18 protein-coding genes are annotated in these 25,717 nt (G+C 73.0%); 10 read left to right on the top strand and 8 right to left on the bottom strand.

Features of this window, described 5'->3' with window-relative positions; translation table 11 throughout:
* Nucleotides 1-43 precede the first annotated feature (43 nt).
* The 4 genes from ACGFW6_RS30920 to ACGFW6_RS30905 all read right to left on the bottom strand — a co-directional run bounded on the left by ACGFW6_RS30920 (nucleotide 44) and on the right by ACGFW6_RS30905 (nucleotide 5,545).
* Nucleotides 44-1,894 (bottom strand): protein kinase, encoded by a 1,851-nt coding sequence (locus tag ACGFW6_RS30920; protein WP_393517056.1) that lies wholly within the window; start codon nucleotides 1,892-1,894, stop codon nucleotides 44-46.
* A gap of 573 nt (nucleotides 1,895-2,467) precedes the next feature.
* Nucleotides 2,468-4,039, bottom strand: coding sequence for a serine/threonine protein kinase (locus ACGFW6_RS30915; protein ID WP_393517053.1), 1,572 nt, complete (start codon nucleotides 4,037-4,039; stop codon nucleotides 2,468-2,470).
* Nucleotides 4,036-4,785, bottom strand: a complete 750-nt coding sequence (locus ACGFW6_RS30910) for an FHA domain-containing protein (protein ID WP_393517050.1) — start codon at nucleotides 4,783-4,785, stop codon at nucleotides 4,036-4,038. The genes ACGFW6_RS30915 and ACGFW6_RS30910 overlap by 4 nt, the downstream gene beginning before the upstream one ends.
* Nucleotides 4,786-4,939: 154 nt before the next feature.
* The gene (locus tag ACGFW6_RS30905) at nucleotides 4,940-5,545 is read right to left on the bottom strand and encodes a hypothetical protein (protein ID WP_393517047.1); all 606 of its coding nucleotides are present in this window, start codon (nucleotides 5,543-5,545) and stop codon (nucleotides 4,940-4,942) included.
* Nucleotides 5,546-5,814: 269 nt separating this feature from the next.
* Here ACGFW6_RS30905 and ACGFW6_RS30900 point away from each other — a divergent pair, with 269 nt between their 5' ends.
* The 5 genes from ACGFW6_RS30900 to ACGFW6_RS30880 all read left to right on the top strand — a co-directional run bounded on the left by ACGFW6_RS30900 (nucleotide 5,815) and on the right by ACGFW6_RS30880 (nucleotide 11,071).
* Entirely contained in the window at nucleotides 5,815-6,669 is an 855-nt protein-coding gene (locus ACGFW6_RS30900; protein WP_393517044.1) for a bifunctional methylenetetrahydrofolate dehydrogenase/methenyltetrahydrofolate cyclohydrolase, read from the top strand.
* 70 nt (nucleotides 6,670-6,739) lie between these two features.
* A complete protein-coding gene (locus ACGFW6_RS30895; protein ID WP_393517129.1) occupies nucleotides 6,740-7,207 on the top strand; it encodes a DUF3017 domain-containing protein in 468 nt (155 codons plus the stop codon).
* A 228-nt stretch (nucleotides 7,208-7,435) separates the two neighbouring features.
* On the top strand, nucleotides 7,436-7,963 hold the full coding sequence (locus ACGFW6_RS30890) for a helix-turn-helix domain-containing protein (RefSeq protein ID WP_393517042.1): 528 nt from the start codon (nucleotides 7,436-7,438) through the stop codon (nucleotides 7,961-7,963).
* Nucleotides 7,964-8,383: 420 nt separating this feature from the next.
* Nucleotides 8,384-9,640 carry a DUF2690 domain-containing protein gene (locus ACGFW6_RS30885; protein ID WP_393517039.1) on the top strand — a complete coding sequence of 419 codons (1,257 nt, stop codon included), beginning with the start codon at nucleotides 8,384-8,386 and terminating at the stop codon, nucleotides 9,638-9,640.
* Nucleotides 9,641-10,081: 441 nt separating this feature from the next.
* Nucleotides 10,082-11,071 (top strand): malate dehydrogenase, encoded by a 990-nt coding sequence (locus ACGFW6_RS30880; protein ID WP_393517036.1) that lies wholly within the window; start codon nucleotides 10,082-10,084, stop codon nucleotides 11,069-11,071.
* Between the two features lie 72 nt (nucleotides 11,072-11,143).
* Here ACGFW6_RS30880 and ACGFW6_RS30875 read toward each other — a convergent pair whose 3' ends face one another.
* The 4 genes from ACGFW6_RS30875 to ACGFW6_RS30860 are packed head-to-tail and all read right to left on the bottom strand — an operon-like array spanning nucleotide 11,144 to nucleotide 18,018.
* Nucleotides 11,144-14,491 (bottom strand): SAV_2336 N-terminal domain-related protein, encoded by a 3,348-nt coding sequence (locus ACGFW6_RS30875; protein ID WP_393517033.1) that lies wholly within the window; start codon nucleotides 14,489-14,491, stop codon nucleotides 11,144-11,146.
* Nucleotides 14,492-14,522: 31 nt separating this feature from the next.
* Nucleotides 14,523-15,473: an AAA family ATPase gene (locus ACGFW6_RS30870; RefSeq protein ID WP_393517030.1), complete on the bottom strand. Its 951-nt coding sequence runs from the start codon at nucleotides 15,471-15,473 to the stop codon at nucleotides 14,523-14,525.
* Nucleotides 15,470-17,629 carry a trypsin-like peptidase domain-containing protein gene (locus ACGFW6_RS30865; protein ID WP_393517027.1) on the bottom strand — a complete coding sequence of 720 codons (2,160 nt, stop codon included), beginning with the start codon at nucleotides 17,627-17,629 and terminating at the stop codon, nucleotides 15,470-15,472. The genes ACGFW6_RS30870 and ACGFW6_RS30865 overlap by 4 nt, the downstream gene beginning before the upstream one ends.
* 2 nt (nucleotides 17,630-17,631) lie before the next feature.
* On the bottom strand, nucleotides 17,632-18,018 hold the full coding sequence (locus tag ACGFW6_RS30860; RefSeq protein ID WP_393517024.1) for a CU044_2847 family protein: 387 nt from the start codon (nucleotides 18,016-18,018) through the stop codon (nucleotides 17,632-17,634).
* A 522-nt stretch (nucleotides 18,019-18,540) separates the two neighbouring features.
* On the opposite strand from ACGFW6_RS30860, the gene ACGFW6_RS30855 reads away from it, so the two are divergent.
* The 5 genes from ACGFW6_RS30855 to ACGFW6_RS30835 all read left to right on the top strand — a co-directional run bounded on the left by ACGFW6_RS30855 (nucleotide 18,541) and on the right by ACGFW6_RS30835 (nucleotide 25,461).
* Nucleotides 18,541-19,263: a Crp/Fnr family transcriptional regulator gene (locus tag ACGFW6_RS30855; protein ID WP_393517126.1), complete on the top strand. Its 723-nt coding sequence runs from the start codon at nucleotides 18,541-18,543 to the stop codon at nucleotides 19,261-19,263.
* A gap of 370 nt (nucleotides 19,264-19,633) precedes the next feature.
* Nucleotides 19,634-20,470 carry a hypothetical protein gene (locus ACGFW6_RS30850; RefSeq protein ID WP_393517021.1) on the top strand — a complete coding sequence of 279 codons (837 nt, stop codon included), beginning with the start codon at nucleotides 19,634-19,636 and terminating at the stop codon, nucleotides 20,468-20,470.
* A gap of 5 nt (nucleotides 20,471-20,475) precedes the next feature.
* Nucleotides 20,476-23,154, top strand: coding sequence for a hypothetical protein (locus ACGFW6_RS30845; RefSeq protein WP_393517018.1), 2,679 nt, complete (start codon nucleotides 20,476-20,478; stop codon nucleotides 23,152-23,154).
* Nucleotides 23,147-24,910 (top strand): hypothetical protein, encoded by a 1,764-nt coding sequence (locus ACGFW6_RS30840; RefSeq protein WP_393517015.1) that lies wholly within the window; start codon nucleotides 23,147-23,149, stop codon nucleotides 24,908-24,910. The genes ACGFW6_RS30845 and ACGFW6_RS30840 overlap by 8 nt, the downstream gene beginning before the upstream one ends.
* Complete coding sequence (locus tag ACGFW6_RS30835) at nucleotides 24,907-25,461, top strand: Pycsar system effector family protein (RefSeq protein ID WP_393517012.1); 555 nt, start codon at nucleotides 24,907-24,909, stop codon at nucleotides 25,459-25,461. The genes ACGFW6_RS30840 and ACGFW6_RS30835 overlap by 4 nt, the downstream gene beginning before the upstream one ends.
* Nucleotides 25,462-25,717: the final 256 nt, after the last annotated feature.

Here is a 25,717-nt window from a genome sequence, read left to right as displayed (position 1 = left end):
GCTGGACATCCGACCTGGGCGGCGCTGCGCGCCGATTCGGCTGCTACGTCGAACTGCGCAGCGCCGCCCAGGTGTTGGGGCCGACCTCGCCGTCCACCTCCAGGCCCTTGGCCCCCTGGAACTGCTTCACGGCGGCCTGCGTGGCGGTGCCGAACTCGCCGTCCACCCCCGACGAACCGACGCTGTAGCCGCGCTTGGTGAGCATGCACTGCACCTGGACCACGCGCTGGCCCTTGTCGCCGTAGTCGGTCAGCTCGGTACCGGAGTAGTACGTGCACTGGGAGTTCCAGGGCGGGGTGGCGGGCGTGGTGGGCGCCGTCGGGGTGGGAGTGCCGGCCGGGGTGCCGCCCCCGCCTCCGCCGTTGCCGGACGTGGCCGAGGCCGTGTCGCCGGGCGTCGGCCGTCCGCCGCCCTCGCCCGCGGCGGACGTCGCGCTCGCGCTCACGGACGCGACGGTTTCCGACTCCCGGGGCGCGGCCTTCTCCGACTCCTTCTTCTTGCCGGAGGGCGAGGCGGACTCGCCGGGCGGCGCCAACGCCTGCGCGCCGCCGGGGGCCGCGCTGTCGGTTGCCGTGGGCGGCGCCGAGGCCGTCTCGTCCATGGGCGGCCGGGTGAGCAGGAAGGCGCCGGCGGCGACGGCGCACACGGCGAGACTCGCGGCGACGGCGAGAAGAACCTTGCGCTTGCGGCGCGGACCGCCGCCTCCCTGGGCCGGGGTCCGGTCGGGTGTGGGGTGCTGCCAGGCCGGCGTGGGCGGAGTGGGCGATGCGTGTGCCGCGGGCACCGTGTGTGGCGTGGGTGACGTGGGCGTTGTGGGCTGCCCGAGCACCGGCCCCGCCCCGGAGGTGGAGCCGGGGAACATCGGCGGTGCCACCGGCGTGCGCAACTGCACGGTCTCCTCGACGGCGACCCGCTCCAGCACCTCGCAGGCCTGCTGCCGGCCGAGCAGCCGGGCGCTCAGCGCTTCGTGCCAGGCGGGCGGGGTGCCGTGCCGGTGCCCGGCGGCCGTGGCGGCCTCGATCAGCTGCCGGGGAAGGGGCCGCGCCGCGGGATCCTTGGCGAGGCACGCGGCCATCAGGGCGGCCAACGCCGGGTCCACGGCGGAGAGTTCGGACATGATGTCGCGCTTGGGCTCCTCGAACGCCACCCGGTGCATCACGTCGACGCCCGTGCCGTCGCCGAACGGGGCGTGCCCGGTGGCCGCGTAGATCAGGCTCCCGGCCAGCGAGAAGACGTCCGAGGCGGTGTCGCAGTGGCCCTCGCGGAGATACTCCGGCGCCATGAACGCGGGCGTGCCGACCCGGCTCCCGGTCGAGGTGATGGCGCTGCCGTCGGCGGCCTGGGCGATGCCGAAGTCGATGACGTACACGCCCTGCAGGGACAGGACCACGTTGGACGGCTTGAGGTCCCGGTGCACGACGTCGGCGGCGGCCAGCGCGGCCAGGGCCTGCCCGAGCTCCGCGACCAGCCGCCACACCCCGGCGCGCTCCAGCCGGCCGCACTCGCGGACCGCCTCGGCGAGGTTCAGGCCCGGCAGGTACTGCGTCGCCATCCACAGCAGCGAGTCGTCGAACCCGGTGCCGAGCAGCTGCGGCGTGCGCGGGGTGTGCACCCGGGAGTGCACGGCGGCCTCCCGTTCGAAGCGCCGCCTGAACCGGGCGTCCTCGGCGTACTCGGGCCGGATCACCTTCACGGCGGCGAGCCCGGCGGCGTTGTCGGCGGGCCGGGCGAGATAGACGTGCCCCATCCCGCCGCTGCCGAGCAGCCCGAGCGGGATGTACGGCCCGATGCGGCTGGCGTCGGACGGCCGCAGCGGCGTGGCACCCGCCTGCGCCAGGGCGGCGTCGGCGGATGCCGGGGCGGGCGACGGCGTGGACTGCCGCTGGTCTGTCATCGATCCCCCGACCGCTCTTCTTCCTCAACGTGCTCCGGTGTCACTCCGGTTGACGTGAGGCTACCGTGCCGGGCCGGGGCGGGAGCCCGGATACGGGACGCTCGGGGGAGTGGAGCCGGCCACCCTCCGGCCGCCCCGGCACGACGCGGGGCGACGGCTTCGGCGCGACAGGGCGCGTGGCGGCCTGCGGCCTTCCTCCGAGCGCGCGTGGCGGCCTGCGGCCTTCCTCCGAGCGCGCGTGGCGGCCTGCGGCCTTCCTCCGAGCGCGCGCGTCGGCCTGCGGCCTTCCTCCGAGCGCGCGCGTCGGCCCGCGGCCTTCCTCCGAGCGCGCGTGGCGGCCCGCGGCCTTCCTCCGAGGGCGCGCGTCGGCCTGCGGCTCTCCCTCGAGGGCGCGCGTCGGCCTGCGGCCCTCCTCCGAGGGAGCGCGTCGGCCTCCGGCCCTCCCCCGAGGGAGCCGGAGGCCGCCGGGCCGGCGAGATCGCGGGAAGGTGCGCCGGCCGGGAGCGCCCGTGGGGGGTACCCGACCACGGTGGCGCCGGTTTCCGGGCGAGCGGTACCTGAGAACTCCCAGGGTCACTTCTTGCCGGGCGGCGTGTACTCCTTGAGGTAGTGAGCGACGCGGGTGGCGTAGTCGCGGTACTTCGGGGGAACTCCACCCGCGTTGTTCACGACCTTGGTCGAGGTGCGGTAGGCGGCCGCCAGCAGGATCTGACGGTCGCCGGACAGACCGTTGCGGTGCAGCAGCGGCTCCATGTAGCAGAGGTAGCGGCCCACGGCCGGGATGGACTCGGCCGGGGTGAGGGGAGGCCGGGGGGTCTCCTGCGCGGGGACGCCGTCCGAACGGATCCACCAGCGCAGCAGGCTCGGCGTCCAGCGGGCGATGCCGTACTCGCCCTCCTTGCCCGCGGACGGGTCCGACAGGTCCGGGTCGAAGTTGCTCTCCGCCTTCAGCAGGGCGGCGATCAGCGCGGGGGTGACCTGGGGCCGGACACAGTCGTGGGCCGAGTCGACGATGAGGCGGCGGTAGGACACCGGGATGCCCTTGTCGGTGCGGAGTTCGGCGGCGCCGTACGTGGCGGCCGTGACCTTCGTGCCCGCGCCGCCCGGCGTCCCGCCGTCACCGCCGCCGTCGGCCCAGGAACTGATGCCGTACCCGAGGGCGGACACCGCCACCATCGCGGTCGCGGCGGCCAGCACCGACGTACGGCGGGAGCGGCGGCGGCCCAGGAGGGTCCGGGGCAGGCGCGGTGAGCGGCCCGTGCCGGCCGCCGCCTCGACCCGGCGCAGCAGGTCCCGGGTGCCGACGCGGCCCTCGTGCGTACGGGTGAGGCAGTCGCGGACGATCTCCCGCCAGAGGTCCGGGAGTTCGGGGGACAGTCGCAGGTCGTCGGTGCCGCGCGCATAGGCGGCGGCCGCGTCGCGGCGGGCCGTCGGGGTGCCGCCGGGCAGCGGGAAGGAGCCCGTCAGCAGCAGATGCGCGAGGACCCCGAAGGCCCAGACGTCCGCCGAGGGGCGGATCCGGCGGCCCCGCTCACCGATCTCCGACCACAGCAGCTCCGGAGGTGTGTAGTCGGGTGTGGAGAACGCGGGCGTGTACGCGTGCGTGCCCTCCAGCTCCGCCGCCATGTTGAAGTCCGCGAGCCGGGCCGAACCGTCCGCCATCAGCAGCACGTTGGCGGGCTTGAGGTCACCGTGCACCCAGCCCGCGTGGTGCAGCTGTGCCAGCCCCTCGCAGATCTGCGCGAGCAGCGCGGGACCGGCGGCGGGGCGCGAGTCCGCCGCGAGCAGGGTCGACAGGGAGCTTTCCGCCTTCTCCAGTACGAGGACGGTGGCGCCGTCGAGCGGAGGGTGGGCCGGGTCGTCGACGACGAGGGTGCCGTACATCCGGATCAGCCGCGGCTGCTTCAGCCGGCGGTACAACTCGACCTCGCGCTCGACGAGTTCGCGCAGGTGGGTGAGCTGGCGGGGGGTGCCGGTGCCGGTCGGCAGGAACTTCAGTGCCGCGGTGCGCGGCAGGTCCTCGGCGTCCCCGGTGCGTCTGGCCTCGTAGACGCTTCCGAACGCGCCCGTGGCGATCGGCTCCCGCACCTCCCACTCGCCCACCCGGTACCCCCTGGGCACCGGCACGGCGTAGGGCTCGGTCACCGGGCGACCCGGCCGGTCGCGGTCTCCCGGAGCACGACGAGGTCGTCCTCCCGTACGAGATCGAACCGGAGCGCCAGGGACACCAGTGACTCCTTCTTGCCGTTGAGGCGTGGGCCGGTGTCGGCCGTCTCCGGGCCGGGCTTGAGGCGCAGCTTCACGGCGAGGTAGTCGATGTTCCACTGCACCGACGTGCGCGAGGCGGCCGGCCAGGTCGGCCGCAGCCGGTCCACGACCTGGTCGACGGTGGGCAGCGCGGCGTGCGGTTCACCGCGCAGGCGGGGTTCGCACAGGGCGGCGAGGACCGCGAAGTACCGCTTCGTACGGTCCACCGAGAAGGCCGGTGCGGTGGTCGCCCCGTCCGGGCTGCCCTCGGAGCTGAGGTAGTCGTGGCGCGGCGCCCACACCTCGATCGCCAGCAGGTCGCCGGCCGCGGGCAGCACGATCCGCGAGAACTCGAACGGGATCGGCGCGTCCAGCCGCCCCGGCCCCACCTTGATGTGCTCGCCCGCGCCTTCCGGGTTCTCGACGACGTACGTCTGCTCCCGGCTGAGGTTGCTCAGTATCCAGAAGGCGCCCTGCGCGGTGATCTCACCGGCTCTGCGGGACACCCCGTCGTGCGGGATCGTCAGGCCGTTGTCGGAAACGGCTCGCCCGAAGCCGAGCCGCTCGCCGGGCGCGAGCCTGTGCTGGGTGGGTCGGTTCTCGTCCTCCGTGGTCGGCGGAGGTACCACGATGATGCTGTACAAGGTGCGTCTCCCCGTGCCTGACGGCTACCCACGTCAGAGTAGGACGACGCAGCCGGGCCGCGCCCCCCTCGAACAGGTGAGACACGGCCCTCGGCTGTTATTGGCGTGAAACCGTGCCCCGGCTACCACGGTTTCCGTGAAGGTCCGGTGTGCCTCAGTAGCGCGGGCGGTTGAACCACGCGGACGCCGCGCTGTTCACCATCGAGGCGAGGATGATGCCGGCGATGGCGAGGGAGATCAGACCGCCGAAGGTGGCGGAACCGTTCGCGCCGTTCACGATGTTGACGATGCCGCCGAGGATCATCAGCGACGCGTACACGATCGTCGTGACGCGGATGCCGCTGCCGCCGTTCTTGAACTTCACGCCCAGGAAGATGGACAGCGCGCCCAGGCCCAGGAAGAGAGCCGCGAGCAGGAAGCCGAGACCGGCCAGGCTGTCGGTGCTGTCACCCGAGCCCACGGTGTTGGAGGCGTCCTGGAGGGCGCCGACGGCGATACCCGCGAAGAGGCCGCCCAGGATCTGGAAGCCGGCGAGGATGAAGAGGAAGACACGTGCCGTCTTCATGAGGCCCGGCATCTGCATCGGCATCATGTTCCCGCCCGGGTAGCCGGGGTAGGCGGGCTGGCCCTGCGGGTAGCCGTAGGCAGGCGGCTGCTGCGGGTAGCCGTAGCCGGGCTGGCCCTGCGGCGGCTGCTGCGGGTATCCGGGCTGGCCCTGGGGAGGCGGGCCGTAGGGGTTGTTCGGGTCGCCGAAACTCATGGCGGTCTTTCCTCCGTTGTCCGAGTGCGGGGACGCGCGGCACGGTGCGGAGGAGAGTTGACTGAATGCGGTTCGTCCCCCCGGTACAGCCCGCGGCACTGCAGTCACATCGTTCTTTAGTCGGCTCTTACTTGTCCAGCCGCATTCCCTATGTGTTGTGCAAGTGCAACATCACTGATCATGGGCGGATACGGGCGCAGATGGGGTGACGCAGGCCACGCGGGACCCGGATTGGAACCGGGAGGGCGTCATCCAGGAAGATGGGAGTCATGACCGCCCAGATTCTCGATGGCAAGGCCACCGCAGCCGCGATCAAGTCCGACCTGACCGCCCGCGTGGCGGCGCTGAAGGAGAAGGGCGTCACGCCCGGACTCGGCACGATCCTGGTCGGGAACGACCCCGGCAGCCAGAAGTACGTCGCCGGCAAGCACCGCGACTGCGCCCAGGTCGGCATCGCCTCCATCCAGCGCGAACTGCCCGACACGGCGACCCAGGAGGAGATCGAGGCCGTCGTCCGCGAGCTGAACGAGGACCCGGCCTGCACCGGCTACATCGTCCAGCTGCCGCTGCCCAAGGGCATCGACGAGAACCGCATCCTGGAGCTGATGGACCCGGACAAGGACGCGGACGGCCTGCACCCGATGAACCTGGGCCGTCTGGTCCTGAACGAGCCCGCTCCCCTTCCGTGCACCCCCAACGGCGTCCTGACGCTGCTCCGTCAGTACGGCGTGGAGATCAAGGGCGCCGAGGTGGTCGTCGTCGGCCGCGGCGTGACCATCGGCCGCCCGATGCCGCTGCTGCTGACCCGCCGCAGCGAGAACGCGACCGTCACCCAGTGCCACACCGGCACGCGTGACCTGGCCTCGCACCTGCGGCGCGCCGACATCATCGTCGCCGCCGCGGGCTCCGCCCACCTGATCCGCCCCGAGGACGTCAAGCCCGGCGCGGCCGTCCTCGACGTCGGTGTCTCGCGCAACGCCGAGGGCAAGATCGTGGGCGACGTCCACCCCGGCGTCGCCGAGGTGGCCGGCTTCATCTCCCCGAACCCCGGTGGCGTGGGTCCGATGACCCGGGCGCAGCTGCTGGTCAACGTGGTGGAGGCGGCGGAGCGCAGTGTCGGCTGAACGGGGCGGCGGAAAGGCGGACGAGATCCACGACGTCGAGGAGAGCGAGAACACCGGGGACGTCGAGGAGATCGAGGACGTCGAGGACGTCGAGGAGATCGAGGTCCGGGATCCGGTGAGCGCGCCGGACGCGGAGGGGCGGCCCCGCCGGACCACCCGTCGCTTCCCGCTGTTCACCCGCGACACGGCACGCCCCGAGGGCGGCGGCCGCGCGGCGTCCGGTGATCTGCCGGCCCCCGCCCGGCAGTGGCCCGTGCTCCTGGTCCTCGGACTGGTCGGGGTGGGCCTGCTGGTCACCGCGCTCGACGTGTTCCGCGTCGGCACGCTGCTGATCGGCGGCGCTCTGCTGGCCGGTGCGGTGATGCGGTGGATGCTGCCGAGCGTCGGCATGCTCGCCGTACGGTCCCGGTTCACGGACATCGTGACGTACGGCGTGCTGGGCCTGACGATCGTGCTGCTGGCGCTGATGGCGCAGCCGGATCCGCTGCTGAGGCTGCCGTTCCTGAAGGACGCGCTGCACTTCACGGTGGAGAACTAGGAGAACCGGGACGGGCTTCCGTCCCTCACGCGTGACGGCGGCCCGTCCTCTCCCCCGAGGAAAGACGGACCGCCGTCTGCGTCAACCCTCGGGCACGCCTGAGGCGCTGTTCAACGCCTGTCAGTGCGCTGTGGCACGGAAGTGACCGTTCCGCTACGTCGGACTCGTCGGGGAACCAATGCGCCGTGTCGTGTCGTCACCCGATCGGGTCCGGTTCGGAGGTGAGCGATGGGTGCGTGGCAGCCGCTGCCCGACGATCTGCCGTCGGAGGTACGGCACTTCGTGGAGCAGTTGCGGCAGCTCAAGGACCGTACGGGCCTGAGCCTGGTCGCGCTGGGCGCGCGCACCGCGTACAGCAAGTCCTCCTGGCAGCGCTATCTCAACGCCACCCAGCCACCGCCCCGGCAGGCGGTCGTCGCGCTGTGCCGGGTCGCGGGGATCGGCAAGGACGAGGCGGAGCGCTTCGGGGTCCGGTGGGAACTGGCCGTGCAGGCGTGGCCGAAGCCCGTCACGGTGCCGGGGAAACCGGAGGGTGCGGCACGGGACGCCGGCGGCGCGGAGGTCCCGGGGGAGCCGGCCCGGCCGTCGGGCGGGCGTGAGGATGACGAGGAGTACGAGGACGACCCCACGCTGCCCTGGTGGGACGCGCCGCCGAAGAAGTCGGAGCCGCCGTCGCGCCGGCTGCTGGTGGTGGCCGTGGCGCTCGCCGTGGCGCTGGTGCTGGCGGCCGTGCTCGGGGCCGTTGCGCTGGGGTGAGTCCGCCGGGGCCGACGCGTCCGACTTGCCCGGATGTCATGCATGTGGCGTGAGTGCTCTTTTATGTGCCTTCTGTGTGTCGATGTGTTGACAAGTTCGCGGATTTGCAAGGAATTCGTTCGGTAAGCGGGCTAGCGTGGTCGATCGGGACGTCCGGGGCGTCCCGCTTGTCTGTAAGGGCTTACTGCCAGGGTTGTGTCCGCCGGCGAGGGGAGCCGATGGAACACTGGACGCGGTCCTGCGGGCGTGCGACGGTGCATGCCCACGGTCCCAATGCTCCCGTGCGCCCCCACCCCGGGAACTGAGATCCTTACCTGGCGCATCCCTGTGGGTAGCCACATCGGGGACTCGGCAGAGGGCACCACGCGCGGGGAAACGCGAGAAACACCAGCACGAACCGGGGGGAAGAGGGGGGAAGCAATGCCTCGTTGGAAGACCTTGCCGGATGAACTCGATCCGCAGGTCAGGGAGTTCGCGAGCCAGCTGCGTCGGCTCGTGGACCGCAGTGGTCTGAGCATCGCGGCGCTGGCCGACCGCACGGGATACAGCAAGACGTCCTGGGAGCGGTACCTGAACGGGCGGCTGCTCGCGCCCAAGGGTGCCATCGTGGCGCTCGCCGAGGTCACCGGCACGAATCCCGTTCATCTGACGACCATGTGGGAGCTCGCCGAGCGTGCCTGGAGCCGCTCGGAGATGCGTCACGACATGACCATGGAGGCGATCCGGATCTCTCAGGCCCGCGCGGCGCTGAGCGAGTTCGGGGCGCCGCCCGCGGGCGCGAAGGTGAGCAAGCCCGCACGGCGCGGCGGCAGCGCCACGGCCGTGCCCACGCCCGGCGTGGCGGGTCCGGCCGGTGTGGCGCCGACCGTTCCGCCGTCCGTGCCCGTGCAGCCCACGGCGCCCGAGACGCGTGACGCCGCGGTCCGCGACGCTCCGGCACGGGGTGCGGGCGGGGACGACGTCCGTGACTCCGGAGGCAACTCGTGGGGTCTGGCGGGGTATCGGGGCCCGTCGCCGACGGGCGGCACCCGTGCGACGGGAGCGGCCACGGCGTCCGGCGCGTCCGGTGTGTCCGGGCCGTCCGCCGCGGAGTCGGGGGCCGCGTGGACGCCGGGGACGCCGAGTCCGTACGGCGAGCCTCCGCAGGGACCCCGCGGGCGGGCCGGGTCCTCCGGCGGGGGCGGCGGGAAGCGCCGGCTGACGATGTTCCTCGCGGGCGTCGTCGGGGTCCTCGTCGTGATCGCGGCGGTGTTCTACCTCACCGACGGCGGCAGCGGGAAGAAGGACGAGGAAGCCACCAAGTCGCCCTCGCCGACCGCCTCGGCCGACACCGACCTGCCGGTCGGCGTGAAGTGCAGCGGCGCCTCCTGCACCGGCAAGGACGCGGAGGCCATGGGGTGCAGTGGTGACCTCGTGACGACCGCCAAGACCGCGACCGTCGGCACGGCCGTGGTCGAGGTGCGCTACAGCAAGACGTGCGGCGCGGCGTGGGGGCGCATCACGCAGGCCGCGCAGGGCGACGAGGTGGCCGTGACGGCCGGCAAGGCGAAGGAGACCGGGTCGATCACGGTCGCCGGCGACACGATCGCGTACACGCCGATGGTGGCCGTGAAGGACGCGGGCGAGGCGATCGCCTGCGCGACGCTGGCGGCGGGCCCGGAGGGCTGCACGCCGTAGCCGGCCGAGGACGACGACGAGGTGACCGAGGGGGCGCGGCCCCTTCGGTCACCGTTCGCGTTCCAGGGGGTGCCCACGGGGCTGCCCCGCGGGCGCTCCGTCCCCTCGCCGCGGCCGTTCCGTACCGGCGAAAAGAATTCCGGTGAGGCAGGAATGCGACGGCGCAGAGTGGGCACGCGCACCGTACCCCCACGGGAGTCCGGCATCGGTACCCCCACCGGGCGGCCGCCCGGGAATTCCTCTCCCGAACCGGGCGGCCGCCTTCTTTTGTGGGACCCGCGGACGTTCTGTGGGGTGGGCCACACCGACCCGGCCGTGCGGGATCCCGGAGGCGCGATAGCCTGACCGGTGGATCTCTCGACGCCAAGAGATCGATCATCTCTACGTCCCGCACCCCTGGGGCAGAGCCGCCCCACCGCCAGCTGTCATACGGAGAACGCCATGACCCGCACTCCCGTGAACGTCACCGTCACCGGCGCGGCCGGCCAGATCGGTTACGCCCTGCTCTTCCGCATCGCCTCCGGCCAGCTGCTCGGCGCGGACGTGCCGGTCAGGCTGCGACTTCTCGAGATCACGCCGGCGCTCAAGGCGGCCGAGGGCACGGCCATGGAGCTCGACGACTGCGCGTTCCCGCTCCTGCAGGGCATCGACATCAGCGACGACCCGAACGTCGCCTTCGACGGCGCCAACGTCGCCCTCCTCGTCGGCGCCCGCCCCCGCACCAAGGGCATGGAGCGCGGTGACCTCCTGGAGGCCAACGGCGGCATCTTCAAGCCGCAGGGCAAGGCCATCAACGACCACGCCGCGGACGACATCAAGGTCCTCGTCGTCGGCAACCCGGCCAACACCAACGCGCTCATCGCGCAGGCCGCCGCGCCGGACGTACCGGCCGAGCGCTTCACCGCGATGACCCGCCTCGACCACAACCGCGCGCTGACCCAGCTCGCGAAGAAGACGGGCTCGACGGTCGCCGACATCAAGCGCCTGACGATCTGGGGCAACCACTCCGCCACCCAGTACCCCGACATCTTCCACGCCACCATCGCCGGCAAGAACGCCGCCGAGGTCGTGAACGACGAGAAGTGGCTCGCCGAGGACTTCATCCCGACCGTCGCCAAGCGCGGCGCGGCGATCATCGAGGCCCGCGGCGCCTCCTCCGCGGCCTCCGCCGCCAACGCCGCCATCGACCACGTCCACACCTGGGTCAACGGCACCGCCGACGGCGACTGGGTCTCCATGGGTATCCCGTCCGACGGTTCCTACGGCGTGCCGGAGGGTCTCATCTCCTCCTTCCCCGTCACCACCAAGGACGGCCAGTACGAGATCGTCCAGGGCCTGGACATCAACGAGTTCTCCCGCGCCCGCATCGACGCCTCCGTGCAGGAGCTCGCCGAGGAGCGCGAGGCGGTCCGCTCCCTCGGTCTCCTCTGACGGCCACAGGCCGGCTCTCACGTGTGATCCCCGGGTGGCTTCCGCCGCCCGGGGATCATTGCGTCCAGGTCCTCACGTCCGCTCGCCTCCCTCTCCTACGACCAGCTCCGCCAGGTCCAGGAACGCGTTCAGCGTCGGTGTCCGCAGTTGGTCCAGCTGCCGGAAACCCGGAGCGTGCAGGGTCTTGTCGAACGGGACGGCCACCACCTGGTCGGCGCCGATGTCGAAGCGTGCGGCGAGGTTGGCCGGCACAGGGCGCCCGGACAGCCCCTCGACCTGGGTCACCACCACGATCGCCTCGTCCGCCAGCTGCCGGCGGCCGCCGGCGCGCAGCCGGTCGAGGATGCGCCACGCGGCGTCGAAGAACCAGCCGGCGGTGCCGCAGCACAGGATCAGCCGGTCGGTGAGATCGAGGACCGTGTCGGCCGACCGGTCGAGCCGCAGGGGAGCCCAGTCGGTGAGGACGAAGGAGTAGTAGGGCGCGACGCGCGTCAGAGCGTGTGTGTACGCCTGGGCGTGGACGAGGTTAGGACGGACGTGGCCCGGCGGGTACGCCGCGACCTCCAGCCCCGACGACAGTCGCGTGGTGTGGGAACGGACCTCCTCGTACGACGCCCCGGTCGGCAGGTCGGCCAGATCGCGCACAGTGGCCGGGTTCCGTGGTGTGAGGAAGGCACCGAGCGCGGCCTCGTCGGCCGCCCCGTCGAGGGCGAGTACGGGCTCGCCCCGGACGGCGGCGAGCAATGAGCCCAGAGCCATGGTCGTGGTGGCACGGCCGCTGTAGTGGTAGGCGCCGATCAGGGTGACGCGCCGAGCGTGACTTAGTGGCCTGCGCAGACGGGCCAGCCGCGCTTCACGTTCGCGGCGTGCGGTGGCGAACCTGGGCGAGCGGATCGGAGGTGCCGCGGGGGGCGGCACGGCGGCCGGCGGGAGGGCGAGTGGTACCCGCGCGGCCCGTTGGGCGCTGGAGCCGGGCTGCCGTGCCGGGACGTGCTCGTGGGCGATGTAGTTGGCCAGAACGTCCGCGACCTCGCCGGCGGTGGGGCGCTCGGCCGGCTCCGTGCCGAGGCAGCGCAGCACGACCCGCCGCAGCGGCGCCCAGGTGTCGCCCTGCCACAGGTGCATGCCCTCGGGCTGTCCGGGCAGCTCCCAACCGGCCTTGCTGCTGACCAGTTGGAGCAGTTCGCCCAGCGCGCGCACATTGTCCTCGGAGGTCGGCATGGGGCCCGTGCCCAGGTACCGGCCGGCCACCGCACAGTCGGACAGGTCGGCGATCATGACGGTCCGCCGCAGCACGAAGATGTTCTCGGCGCTGAGATCCACCGGCACGATCTCGTGGACGTGGCACAGCGCCAGGGCGCTCGCCAGATGCCAGCCGACGAGGAGCGCGGTGAGTTTGTCGAAGGGGGCGGAGCCGGTCCGATGGGCCTGGTTGAAGAGCTCCGCGAGTCGCGGCGGCGGCCGCGTCCCGGTGTCGCCGTGGACCGGGGCCGTGGCCAGCCAGAGTGTGTCGCCGTCGCTCCCTCGGGCGAGCACCGCGGGAGCGTAGTGCCCGTCGAGCGCCTGCAGAGCCGCAGACATCTGCATGATCAGCTCGGATGCGTCCAGAGGGAGATCAGGGCGCGCGAGGTGGACCATGGCCTGGGTGCCCCGCCGGTCGATGGCGTCGAACTCCACCGTCCGCCGCAGCCGTCGACGGGCACGGAGCCGGTACTGGCCCAGCCGTCGGGGATCGTCGTCGGTCAGTGGCTGCCAGCCGTCCGGGGAGGTGTTCCGCTGTTCCGGGCCCCGCTCCAGCCCGTGTACCCCCGGGTCGAAGGACACCCCGAACCGGGTCAGCAGACGCCGCTCGACGCTCGTGAACGGACGGTGCGACCCGGGCAGCTGTGCGGAGCCGTCCGGATGGGCGAGCCAGGCCGGGAAGTCGGGTGAGTTGCCCGCGAGTTGCTCCAGACGCCGGCCGATGCTGCGGCTGGTGCGCAGGAGTTCGGACTGCGGGACCGCGTCGAGGAGCACCGACCGCGACGCGTCGGAGAAGTCGAAGACCTGGTGCTTGGCGGGCAACGGGCCCGGCACCGGTGCGGGATGCGGCCGCATGAGCCCGCCGAGGAAGACCTCCGCGAGGTGCGAGGTCCGCGCTCGCCACGGGACCGCCGTCTGCACGAGTCGCATGACCGGCACCGTGAGCGGCGACACGGCTGCCAAGTGGGCGGCGAGCCGGTACGCCTCCGGGCTGGCCGCGTCCCGGAAGTGCTGGGCGTCACCCGGGCCGGAGGGCGCGGTGACCGTGTCGCCGTACCGGCGCGGTCGGGTCAGCAGCGGCAGTTCGACCGTGGCGCCGGGTGAGGCGAGCAGGTGGGACCAGTTGCGCAGGGACCAGGCCGTCGGTTCCAGAACCGGGACCGGTACGCCGTCGAAGCGGGCGAGGTCGGGCGGCAGGACCGGATCGGTGATCTCCCAGGAGGTGTTGGCGCCGCCGATCCGCCGGGTCGTGGCCTGCCAGCGCTCCGCCTGAATGCCGGATCCCTCCCACAGGTCGGGCGGCAGGGTGTGCAGGAGGGCGGTGGGGCCGCGGGAGGCCCAGAGGGACAGCAGTTCGTGCAGGGCGCCACCGCGCCAGGCCGTGCCCATGCCGTCGCTGACGACGAGGACGAGAGTGCGGCCCGACGGGTCGCCGACCGCGCTCAGCGGTACGGGGGTGCTGTCGCGGCGGAACGGGCGGGCGCGCAGACGTGGCTCGTCGGAGCTGCGCGTGTCGAGCCCGAGGACGCGAGTGATGGCGAAGGCGCCGAGGCGTTCGAGGAGGGTGCGGAGTTCGGCCCCGAGGCGGTGCCACAGCAGCATCGACAGACCGTCGTCGATGAGGAGCACGAGATGGAGCCAGCGCTCCTGTACGGGGCGCAGCACCACATCGGGAAGCAGGGTCTCGGCGAGTTCGGTGGCGGTGGCCTCCTCGTCGATCTCCAGCCGGTGCGGGCTTGCCTGGCGGCGCCGCAACGGCCGCAGCGCACGGCCGAGTTCGAGCTCACCGGTCAGGGCCTTGTCCTCGGGGACACGTACGGGGAGCGCCTTGCTCGGCCCGGGTTCCGGCCGCAGCCGAATCTCCGGGATCGTCGGCAAGGGCTGCCGGGCGGCGGCGTAGAGGGAGGGCGCGGTGAGGTCGGGCAGGTCCGGGTCGTCGGGATCGGGGTCCGGCGCTGACCGGGACGGCACGGTCTCGTCCGGTGTGTCGGAGGCCGGTGACTGCTGCGGCGGCTGCTCCGCGCGTACGGGCCGGCTCAGCGGGGCCTGCGTCCCACCGGGCAACCGCCGTGCCAGCCACAGCACGTCCAGCACCTGATCAGCGTCGAGATCCTGTCCGGCGGCCGCCAGCACCCGTAATGCCTGGGTGAGCCGCGCACCACCTCCGCCCGCACTCACGGCGCCCCCACCCGCCTGACACCCATGACCGTCACAGTGCCCCGGTCAGCTGGTGCAGAACGGCGTCCAGCAAGCCCTCCGCGTCCAGATCGATCCCACCGTTGCGCAGGAACACCGCGTTGAGCAGTTGGTCCGTGGCCAGTTCGCCCGGCGCGCGGCGGCGCAGGAAAGCCTCGATCAGGTCGTCCGCGTCGCGCAGGGCGTCCTCGCCGAGGTGGGCGGTGACGATGGCGCGCAGGCGGGCCTCGTCCGGTACCGGGAGGGCGAGCCGGACGCAGCGGCGCAGGAAGGCGGGCGGGAACTCGCGTTCGCCGTTGCTGGTGATGACGACGACCGGGAATTCGGCACACTGCACCCGGCCTTGATGGACCATCACTGATCCCCGGTGGTCGGCGGTCCGGACCTCGATGTCGGCCATGTCCTCCGGAAGACGGGTCAGTTCGGGGATGTCGAAGTAGCCCTCCTCGAAGACGGTGAGCAGGTCGTTGGGCAGGTCGACGTCACCCTTGTCCATCTCGTCGATGAGCAGCGCCCTCGGGGACGCGGACGGGACGAGCGCGGAGCCCAGCGGGCCCAGCCGGATGAACGTACCGATCGACGGCTCGCGTTCGCCGCGGTCGCGGCTCAGGGTCGTCTCCCGCAGACGGCCGATCGCGTCGTACTGGTAGAGCGCCTCCCGTACCGTCGACCGGCTGTTGATGGACCAGCGCAGCAGCCCGCCCAGCCGCAGCTCGTGCGCGACCGCCCGGGCCAGCGACGACTTGCCGGTGCCGGCCGGGCCCGTCACCAGCAGGGGGCGGCGCAGATGCAGCGCGGCGTTGACGATGTCGGCGTGCTCCGGCTGGATCAGATACGGCAGTTCGGGGCGGACGGCCGGTGTCGGGCTGAACCGGCGCCAGGGCGGCGCCGAGGGCAGAATGACGTCGCGGGGGACGCCGTCGCCGCGGAAGAGGCGCCAGTCGGCCTCGGAGGCGGAGGTCATGCGCTCTCCTGTGGTTCGCTCAGGTGCAGTCGGGGCACGGTGCGGTCGGCGTCCGCCCAGGCGAGGACCGGGCGGCCGGGGAACTCGGGGGCGCGGGTGCCCCGGGCATTGGCCCGGTAGACCCGTACCCCGTCGGGCAGTTCACGGGTGGCGACATCCGCCATGTGCTTGGTGACGTGCGAGGGCGTGTCCCGGCCGCGGTCCCACACCACCACCGGTATGCCCACCGCGAGGCAGATCTGAACGATGGCGTCGCGCGGCCCCGGCGGCACGTCGACCGATACCCGGACCGTGTCCAGTCGGCCCATCAGCTCGTAGTAGACCTGGTGCGGGTCCTGCGTCGGGTCCGAGACGACGAGCGTCTCGCCGGAGTCCAGCTGTCTCCACCGCTCTCGCCAGTCGGGAAGGAAACGCTCGTGCCGGCGCAGGAGTTCCGGACAGTGCACGACCAGGGGGAATTCCACGCCGAGCACCCCGGGCACGACCTCGCCGGGTACCTGGGCCGCCCACTCGTCGACCGGCAGGTTCAGATCGGCGCGGTCCACCAGCACCTCCACCAGCGGCCGCCCGCCGTCCTCGGCGGACGGCGTGAGCGCCTCCAGGACGCGCAGCAGCTCACGGGCAGCCTGGGACGCCGCGTACGAGGCGCTGCTGTCCGCCGACACCTGCCGGAGCCCGGTGCCCTCGTCGCACCAGATGCGCAGCCGGTGCCGCCCTCGCCCGGCTCGCGCCACCTGGACCAGGACCCGCTTGCGCGGGGCGCGGCCGCGCAGCATGCGGGCCCAGTCCTGGGCGTCCGAGCGCCGCTCCCGAAGCGCTGCCTCCGGGATACCGAGCCGTACCCGCACACCGTCCGACCACAGCCGCAGCTCCGCCTGCCGGGGCGGCGGGCACAGCACGGCGACGTACTCGACGACCCTCAGCAACGCCGGGACCCGGACCTCGCCGTCGTCGGAGTAGCCGTCCCCGGACAGCTCCTCCAACCTGTCCAGCAGCACGTCCAGGGTGCCTCCGTCGGCCGGGACGGTGACCCGTTTGGCGGCCTCGCGCACCGCCTCGGGGATCCGTTCCAGCACCGGACGGTCGACCTTGCGCAGCAACTGGTGCATCCGGTGGCGTTCGCGTGGGGAGAGCAGCAGCGGGATCCGGGAGAGCCGGCCGGCGATCAGCACCCGGTCGGTGGCCGCCGGGTTCCTGGGCCGCAGGATCTCGGTGAAGGCCGCCAGGGCGCGTGGGTGGCGGAGGAGAAAGGTCACGAACTCCTCGATGGGCGGCGGGCTGACGGGGCTGCCCTGCCCGACGTCGCACGCGAGCGCCAGCTGGCGGGCGGTGTCACCGAGCGAGTACGGCGACGGCAGGGCGTTGCGGACCGCGTTCACGAGCATGCCGAAGGCGGGATCGTCCGGGTCGGTGTCCTCGGTCTCCCCGGCGCCCTGGCCGAGGAGGACGCCGAGGGGCCGCAGCTCGGCCTCGATGCGCTGCCAGGGGATGCCCCAGCTGCGCCGGATCAAGTGCTGTGGGCTGTGCGGCAGCGGGACGCCGCCCGCGTCGCAGGGCGGCATGAAGTGCGCGGCGACGAGTCCTACGACGGCTCCGTCCTGCTCGGACCACAGGGGGCCGCCGCTGTAGCCGGGGCCGACCGCCATGCCCGTGCCCTCGCCGTCGAGATAGCCGATCGGGCCGTCGAGGGCGGCGACTCGCAGATCGGCGAACGTCGCGCTGTGCCCGCTGCCGTGCCAGGCGCGCACCTTCTGGCCGGGGACCATGGCCGTACGGCGATCGGGCGCGGGCGCCCAGCCGGGCGGCGCGTCGATCCGCAGCACCGCCAAGTCGCCCTGCCACTCACCGGCGCCCTCCCGCACGGCTCCGCCGTCGCGGGCACGCGGCTCGATCCAGTGCGCCACGCGTGCGGGGTACCGCTCGGTCTTCCGCACTCCTTGCACCTCGACGAACAACTCGTCGAGTCCGGGCGGCCGAGGCTCGAACATCGACCTGCCCAGAGCGTCGTTGACGACATGGGCGCAGGTGAGCACCGTGTCGACGCCGAGTACGACCGCCGCGCCCGCCGTCTTGCCGTCGGCCGTCCGGCGCAAGGTCGCCACCCGAGGTCGTGCCTCGTCTGCGGGCACCGTCCCGATCTGCTTGAACCACCCCACGGTCACTCCGCGCCGGGCGTCGGCTTCCAGCTGGCGCTGACGGTGAGGTGCGCCTGCCCGTTGCCGCCGACGATCCCGAGCTTGAGGTCCTGTCCCACCTGCACGCCGAAGGTCACACTGATCTCGCTGGGCGGATTCGGTACGGCCGACGCGGCGTCGTGCACCTCCTGCAGCAGCGGCCCGAGCGGTCTGAGCGCTCCGCGCAGCGCCCCGGCCGCGAGATTGGCGACGGTTCGACTCCCGCCCGTGGCGACGGGGACGGCCTGCCCCATGCCCTCGGGGAGGTCGTCGTCCCGCACGGGCCGGGGTTCGGGGGCTGCCGTCGAGGGAGCGAGCAGGAACCTTACGGGCGTCCCGTCGTCGAACTCTGATTCCAGATAGGTGGACACGCCGACATTGTGACGTAAGTCCCCTGTCCGGAAGCAGAGTTCACCAGGGCCGACGATTTCTGCGTTCGGCAGCTGCTTGCGGGTACGCCGCATGGTCACGCGGCCGACCGGACGAGCGGTCGGCCGCGTGACCATGCGGCGTACCGCACCGCTCACCTCGCCCGACGCACCGTCCCCTCACCTCGCCCCCACCACCCCCTCACCCCGGCCACAGCCCAAACCCGAGTTTTCGCCAACTCTCCATCCGCTGACCGAATCCCGGTGTCGGCGCGAGTCCTTGTTCGAGTGTCGGTTCTGACCTCACGATCGTTCCCCCGGGTGGGGGCGCGGCGGGCGGCGGCGGGCGTGGGTGGCGGCGGGTGGCGCTCGACGGGGGCGCGTGGTGACGAGGCGACCAACCTGGCATTCCGTAACTACCGGCCAGTACCCCCGCTATGGCGCAATCCGCTCGGCGTGAACCTTCGCCCTGCCACCATCGACACCCATCGAAAATCCAGGCGTCAGGACTGCGGGGGACTGGCCATGGGGCTGCTCGGAAATGAGCTGGCGTTCGCACAGACGCTGACTCCCCAGGAACACGAGGGCGTCATGGCTCTCGGCCATCACAAGCGCTATCCGGCCGATGCCCATCTCCTCACCGAGGGCGACCGGTCCAGTCACGTCGTGATCATCATTCGGGGGTGGGTGACCGTGTCCGTGGCCACGGACCGTGGGGCCACCCGGCTGATACTCGGCCTGCGCGGCCCGGGTGAACTGCTGGGCGAGATGGCCGCGCTGGACCAGCATCCCCGCAGCGCCACCGTGCGCGCGCTGGGCCCCACGGAGGCCCAGGTCATATCCGGGGACGCGTTCCGCCGCTTTCTCGCCCTGCACCCCCGGGTGAGCGGTCTGGTGATACGCCAGCTCACCTTCCGGCTCCGCAGCGCCGACCAGGAGCGGTCCGCGCTCGCCTCGCTCACCGTGCTCCAACGCCTGGCCGGCCGGCTCATCGAGCTCTCCGGAGCCGACACCTCCGGCCCCTACGCCCCGTCCGCGGCGGCCCCGTCGGGCGGCACCGCCGTCTCCGGCCCCGTCGTCCAGCTGGCCCAGGACGAACTGGCCGCGACGATAGGCGCCACCCGAGAGGCCGTCGCCAAGGCCCTGCGGCTGCTGCGCACCCAGAACATCGTGCGCACCGGCAACCGGATGGTGGAGATCCTCGACCCCGCGCTGCTCGCCCTTCTCGCGGACGGTCATCAGGAGTAGACCCACACCCCGCCGTGTGTAAACGGCTACAGACGCCTCCCCGTCCGGGACCCACCCTGAGAGGGCGGACCCTTCCGGACCCATCCGGACCTTCGCCGGCGACCCGCCACGGGCCGTCCGGACGGCCGTCACCGGAACCCCCGTCGCCGCGGCCGATCGCAACGGACCGGCTCACCGGCACGGGGCACGAGCCGGCACCGGGCACGACCCGGCACCGGCCTCGGCTCGGGACCGGTGGTCGGTATCGGTCAGCGGCACCGGCCGTCGGCACCAGCCGTCGGCACCAGTCATCGACAGCACTCATCGGCAGCACTCTCCGGCAGTACGAACCATCTCGTCGGCAAGCGAACAGACCATGCAGGGGGCACGGGTGAACCACGACGCAACCGAACTCAGCGAGGCGCACTACGAGTTGGTGATCAGCGTCGACGCCAGACGTTCCGGCGAGTACGACGACGTCGACAAGCCGCGTATGCGCGCCCGGATCTACCGGGTGCTGGAGACGGCCTTCACCCACGCCAAGGTCGCCCGGGACGCCCTGCACCTGGAGGACCGCGGCGACGGCGTCCTGGTGTCGGTCGCCGGGCGGATCGCGGCGAGCCGGCTGCTCGGCCTGTGGCTGGTCGAGGTGCACGAGAAGCTGCGGGACGAGAACCGCGACCTGGCCGTCCCGCTCGGGCTGCGCGTCGGCATGCACGTCGGCCCGGTCCGGCACGACGAGCGGGGCATCAGCGGCCGTGCCGTCGACCTCGCCTGCCGGCTGGCCGACTCCTCCGTCGCCCGGCGCCTCCTCGACGCCGAGAAGGCGGACCTCGTACTGGTGACCTCACAGTCCCTGTACGAGGACGTGGTCAGCGCCGGCGGCAAGTTCATCGAGCCCGCGCACTACGCCCCGGCCCGGCTGGAACTCAAGGAGGGCGAGGTCACCGCCTGGTTCCAGCTGCCCGGGCGGCCCGCCCCGGCCATCCCCGAGGCCGCGCCGCCTGCGGCGCCCACGGGGGCCGGACTTCCCGTCGCGGAGAGCCCCCTCGACGAGGGTGACGAGGACGACTTCGAGGCCGTGGCCATGGACGGCCACAGGCCCGGTCACGTCGGCATTCATCAAAACGTCAGGCGCGACGCCTTCCATAACGAACACAACGTCTACCACGGCACCGTGCAGATGGGCGGGTCCGGCAACCAGGCCACCGAGCAGGGGAGGGGCTGAGCCGAGTGAGCGACGACGAGCAGGGCGGCGGGGCCGACGACGCCCCCGAGCAGCCCGCCGGGGGACGGTCGTCCGACGACGGAAGGAAGGGCGACGACAAGAAGGGCGAGGACCGCAAGCGGGACCGGGACGACCGCAGGCGCGACCGGGACCGGGACGGCAGGAAGGGCGGCGACGACCGCAAGCAGCAGCGCGAGGACCGGGACAAGGACCGGGACAAGGACAGGGGCCGGGACCGGGACGACGACGGCGACTCCGACGAGGAGAAGTCCGCCGAGGACGAGGAAGCGGAGAAGGAGAAGGAGCGCGAGAGGGAACGCGAGCGTGCCGCGGGCCGGTTCAAGGAGCGCACCCGTGACCCCCTCGCCGACGACGAGGGCGAGGAGGGGCCCACCGACCTCGCCGCCGCAGCGCGCACCCGCCGGGCCACGCGGCAGCTGTTCGACGTCCGCCGGGACCTGATCAGCTTCGCCCACTCACGGCTCCAGAGCGCCCACATCGGCGACAACATCAACCTCATGCTGGGCGCCCGCCGCCCCGGCGCCGGCATGCGCAGCGGTCCCGTCCCCGAGGAGGAACTGCGCAGGCTGCGCCGCGCGCACGTGCCGCCGGAGGGGTACGTACGGCTGCGCAACGCGCTGCGCGCCCGGCGCCTGCTGGTGCTCGGTGCCGCGCCCGGCACGGGACGGACGAGCACGGCGCTCTCGCTGCTCGACGAGGTCACCACCTCCGCGGCCAACGGCGCCGACGAGGAGTCCGCCGCCCGTCTGCGCCGGGTCGACTCGGACGGCGGGATCCGGCAGTTGGCCGAGACGCTCGACGGCGAGGGCGGCCAGGCGTGGCACGGCACCGGTCATCTGCTGGAGCTGTCCCTGAACCGGCCCGACGCGCTGCCCCCGGACGAGTTGGACCTCGACGAGCTCGCCGCGGCGCTGGCCCGCCGGGAGGCCTTCGCGGTGATCGTCGTCACCGTCGGCTCGGCCGCGAACCCGCTGCTCGCCGGGCGCTACGGCATGCTCTGCCCGCCCGCGCCCACCGACGAGCTGCTCACCACCCGGCTGCGCGAGCGGCTGGAGGAACGTACCGCCGAGGCCCGGGAGGGCGAGGTGTCCCTGGACGCCCTGCTGGCCCGCGCGGCGGACCTCGCGGCCCGGGACGAGGTCACGGACGCGGTCGGCCTGACCGATCTGCGGCCCGCCGAGGCCGAGTTGCTCGCGTCGCTGCTGGCCGGGCACGTGCTGGGGGACGTCTCCTACGGCGATCTGCTGTCCGGCTGCCGCAGCATCGCCGCCGAGCAGGCCCAGGAGTGGTTCGCCGGCGTGGACCGGGCGCTGACCGCGCCGTCGGCCGAGCCGGAGCGGCCGGACCGGGCACGGGCACGCTCGGGCACCGCGACCCTGTTCCATCCGGTGGCCTTCCGGATCGCGCTCGCCGTGCTGGGCGGTGCCTCGCACAGCGCCGTGGCCGCCGCCGCCCACCTGCTGACCTGGGAACTGTCGGTGCAGTCCGACCCGGACAACACCCCGGCCCGCCCGCTGTTCTGCGACGACCCGGAAGCGGACGTCGCGCTCTCGCGCGCCGGACTGACCGACGGCAAGGTCGAGGTGGACGGCCACGACGTGCCCGCCCGGCTGATCCACTACCGGGGTTCCGCCCTGCCGTCGGCCGTGCTGACCGAGCTGTGGGACCGGCACTTCCCGGTGCGGGCGCCGGTGGTGCGCTGGCTGCGGCTGCTCGCGGACGACCCGCGCTCCCAGGTGTGGATGCGCGCCGCGGTCGCCGCGGGGGAGCTGTGCGTACGGGACTTCGACCACGGCTACACCGAGCTGGTCCGCCCGCTCGCCGACGCCACCACCAACCGCCGGCTGATCTTCGCGGCCACCACGCTGGACCAGGCCGCCGGGCACGACTCGCACCGCAGGGCCGTGCACAAGCTGGTCGGCGACTGGAGCAGGAAGGGCACCGCGTCGCAGCGCTGGACCGCGGCCTGGGCGCTCGGCTACGGCAACGCCGCCGCGACGACCGACGACACCCTCGACGCGCTCGCCAGGATCGGGGTCCGCGACGACGGGGAACTGGCCGGCGTCGCCTCCCACAACGTCGTACGGCTGCTGGTGCTGCCGGACGCGGCGGAGGTGCTGGAGCGGATGACCGAGTGGACCCACCACAAGCGTGAGCCGTACCAGGACCTGGGGCTCGCGGCCACCGTGCGGCTCGCCCTGACCACGGTGGACGAACTGCTGATGGATCCCGACTCGCTCGTCGAGGACAGCGACTCACCCTGGGGCGACCGCGGGGACTGGCCCGTCCTGCTCGCGCTCGCCGCCCTGCGGCCCGAACTCGTGCCCGCGATGGCCGACTTGATGTGGACCGCCCTGAACACGGCGCGGTCGAAGGACGTGGCGATGGACTCGCTGGAGGAGCTGCTGCGCTCGGCCGAGCGCAAGAGCGGCGCCGAGTGGACCAGGCCGGGGCTGGCGGCGCTGCTGCCCGCGCTGGCGACCGAGGAGCACGACCGGCGGCGGCTGGACTGGCTGCTGCGCCGAATGATGAACGACCCGGAGAAGCCGCTCCCCGAGCCGAAGGCGCGCGCCCTGTGGTGGCTCGCCGTGGAGCCGGAGGACAGGCCGCGCCAGGCAAGGCCGCGTCGGGACTGGACGCGCGAGGAGGAGAGGTATGGCTGAGAACGAGGACGGGGCGCCCGGTCAGGAGGAGCCGGAGGGCCCCGAACAGACGGGGCCCGCGGGCCCGTTCGTGCGGGACTTCAACCCGCTGACGGACGGCTATCCACGAGTGAGCCCGCGCTCGGCGCTCGTGCAGTTCTACCGGAACGGCGGCTACACGGTGAAGCGGGCCTCCGGGGTCCAGCACGTCGACAAGCCGGTGCTGGCCCGGGTGCACAGCATGTGCGAGATCGCGCTCGGCACCTATGTGACGCCGCTGCAGATGGAGCTGCCGGCCGCCGGAGGCACCACCTTCTTCAAGGCCGAGGTGGACATCGAGTGGTCGGTGACCGACCCCCATCTGGCCGCCCTGGCGGTCGTCACCGACGTAGCCAACCGGCTCACCTCCCCGGTCCTCGAACGGCTGCGTGAGGTCACCACGACCTACCGGGTGACCGAGGCCGAGCAGGCGAACCGCGCGATCACCCGCGAGTGCGCGGGCGGGCGCTGGGCCGACCTCGGCTCCGAACTCGGCCTGCGGGTACGGCTGTACGTCCGGCTGCGGGTGGACGACCGCACCATCGAGCACGCCGACGAGGAGCGGGACGCGCACGCCCAGGCCAAGGTGATCCGGCTGCGGCAGGACTCGTACCGGCGCATGCTGCAGGGCGGCGAGCTGGAGCAGCTCAGCTTCATGCTGGCGGCCGACCCCGAGGGCGCCAAGGACTTCCTGGAGAAGATCCGGCAGGAGGGCAGGCAGGACGAGAAGGACCGGGTCGCCCGGCTGTTCGCCATGGCCCAGCGGGGCGAACTCGCCACCGTGGACGTGGAGACGCAGGTCCTGAACCTGCTCAACCAGGGCGACGGGCGGCCCATGGTGGGGCCCATCGGGACCGTGCCCGCGCGCCGGCCCCGGGAGCTGGAGGGGGCCGCCGGCGACCGGCCGTTCAACCCGGACTGGGCCTCGGACGAACCACCCAGGCGCCGGCCCCACCGGGCGGCACCGCGCCGGGGCGAGCCCGACGGCTACGGACGCAACGGGTACGGAAGCGACGCGTACGGAAGCGACGGTTACGCGGGCGACGGACACGGAAGCGACGGGTACGGGGGCGACCGGTACGCAGGCGCCGCGCACGGAGGTGACCGCTACGGATCCGACCGGCGCGGCCCCGGACGGGGCGGTCCCGACCGCGGCGAGCCGTACGACCCGCGGGACGACGCCGAGTTCGGCGATCCCCGGGCCCGCGGGCGGACGACGTACCGCGCGGAGCCGTACGCCCCCTACGGGCGTCACGACGACGAGCCGCGCTCCCGGGACGCGCGCCAGGGCCGCCGCCCGGGTCCCTCCGCGGACCACGACGACGGGCCCCGCTACGACGACGGGCCCCGCTACGGCGACCGGCCGCGCACCTACCGGCCGGGTCCGTCCCCGGACCATGACGACGAGCCGCCCTACGGCGACCGGGCCCGGACGGGCCGGCCGGGTCCGTCCGCGGACCACGACGACGAGTCCCGCTTCACCGACCGACGTCCGGCCCACCGGGGGGAGCCCTATCGAGCCGACGACGAGGTCGAGGTACGGCGGCTGCCGCGGCGGCCGGAACTCGGGCCCGCGCGACCGGCCCCCGGCGACGGGCCGGAGGACGAACCGCGCTCCGGTGACCGGCCCCGGACCTACCGGCCCGAGCCGTACTACCCGGACGAGGAGCGGGAGCGGTCGCGCCGCCGCAGACGAGCCGAGGACGACGGTTGGTCCTGGGCGGAGGAGGACCGATGAGCGCCGAGGGCGGCGCACGGACTTCCCCCGACCCGGTCGTGCCCGTGCCGGACGGGGGTCGGCACTGCAACGACCGGGCGGGGGAGCGCATCGTCGCCGAGCGGTTGCTGGCGACGGTGCGGGAGGATCTCGGCCGCGCCGACTCCAAGGCGGCCGTGCTCCTCTCGGGGACGCTCGCGCTGCCCGCGTTCCTCGCGGGGTGGCGCGGCGCCCCCGGCTGGGACGGGCTGGGCGACCTGACGCTGGTCCTGTCCGGGGTGCTCTGGGCCGTGGCGGTGGCCGCGCTGGTCGCGGCGCTGATGCCGCGCACCGGGACGGTCCGCGGCGGGGACGGGGTGACGTACTTCGGTGACCTGGTCGGTTCCCGCGATCTCGCGGGGCTGACCGCCCGGGTCGGCGAGGCCGGGCGCGACCCGGCCAAGTGGCTCCTCGTCCAGGCCGTGGACGTCAGCTCGATCCTGTCCGCCAAGTACCGGGCCATCCGCTGGGGGGTGGGCGCGCTCGCCCCGTCGGCGGCGCTGGCCGTGGTCTGGGGACTGACCTCGGGCTGATCACCGAGGGCGCACGCGTGATGGGTGTACCACCGCGCACGCGCCAACGCACCGCCGCACCCGGCACGCACGCGCACCAGCGGCGACGCACACCGCGTCACCACCTACACGCCACAAGTGAATCAAGAACCTCCGGATCGAACTTCCGGCACGAACGCCAAGCACGAACCGCAGGCACGAGCACGAGGCGCGAACGCCAAGCACGAGCACCTAGCACGAGCACCAAGCACGAACCGCAAGGCACGAACGCGAAGCA

The organism is Streptomyces sp. Y7, from assembly GCF_043195415.1.
Taxonomy (GTDB): domain Bacteria; phylum Actinomycetota; class Actinomycetes; order Streptomycetales; family Streptomycetaceae; genus Streptomyces.
The sequence above is the reverse complement of the archived record's forward strand: the minus strand, read 5'-3'. Positions and strand labels throughout refer to the sequence as shown.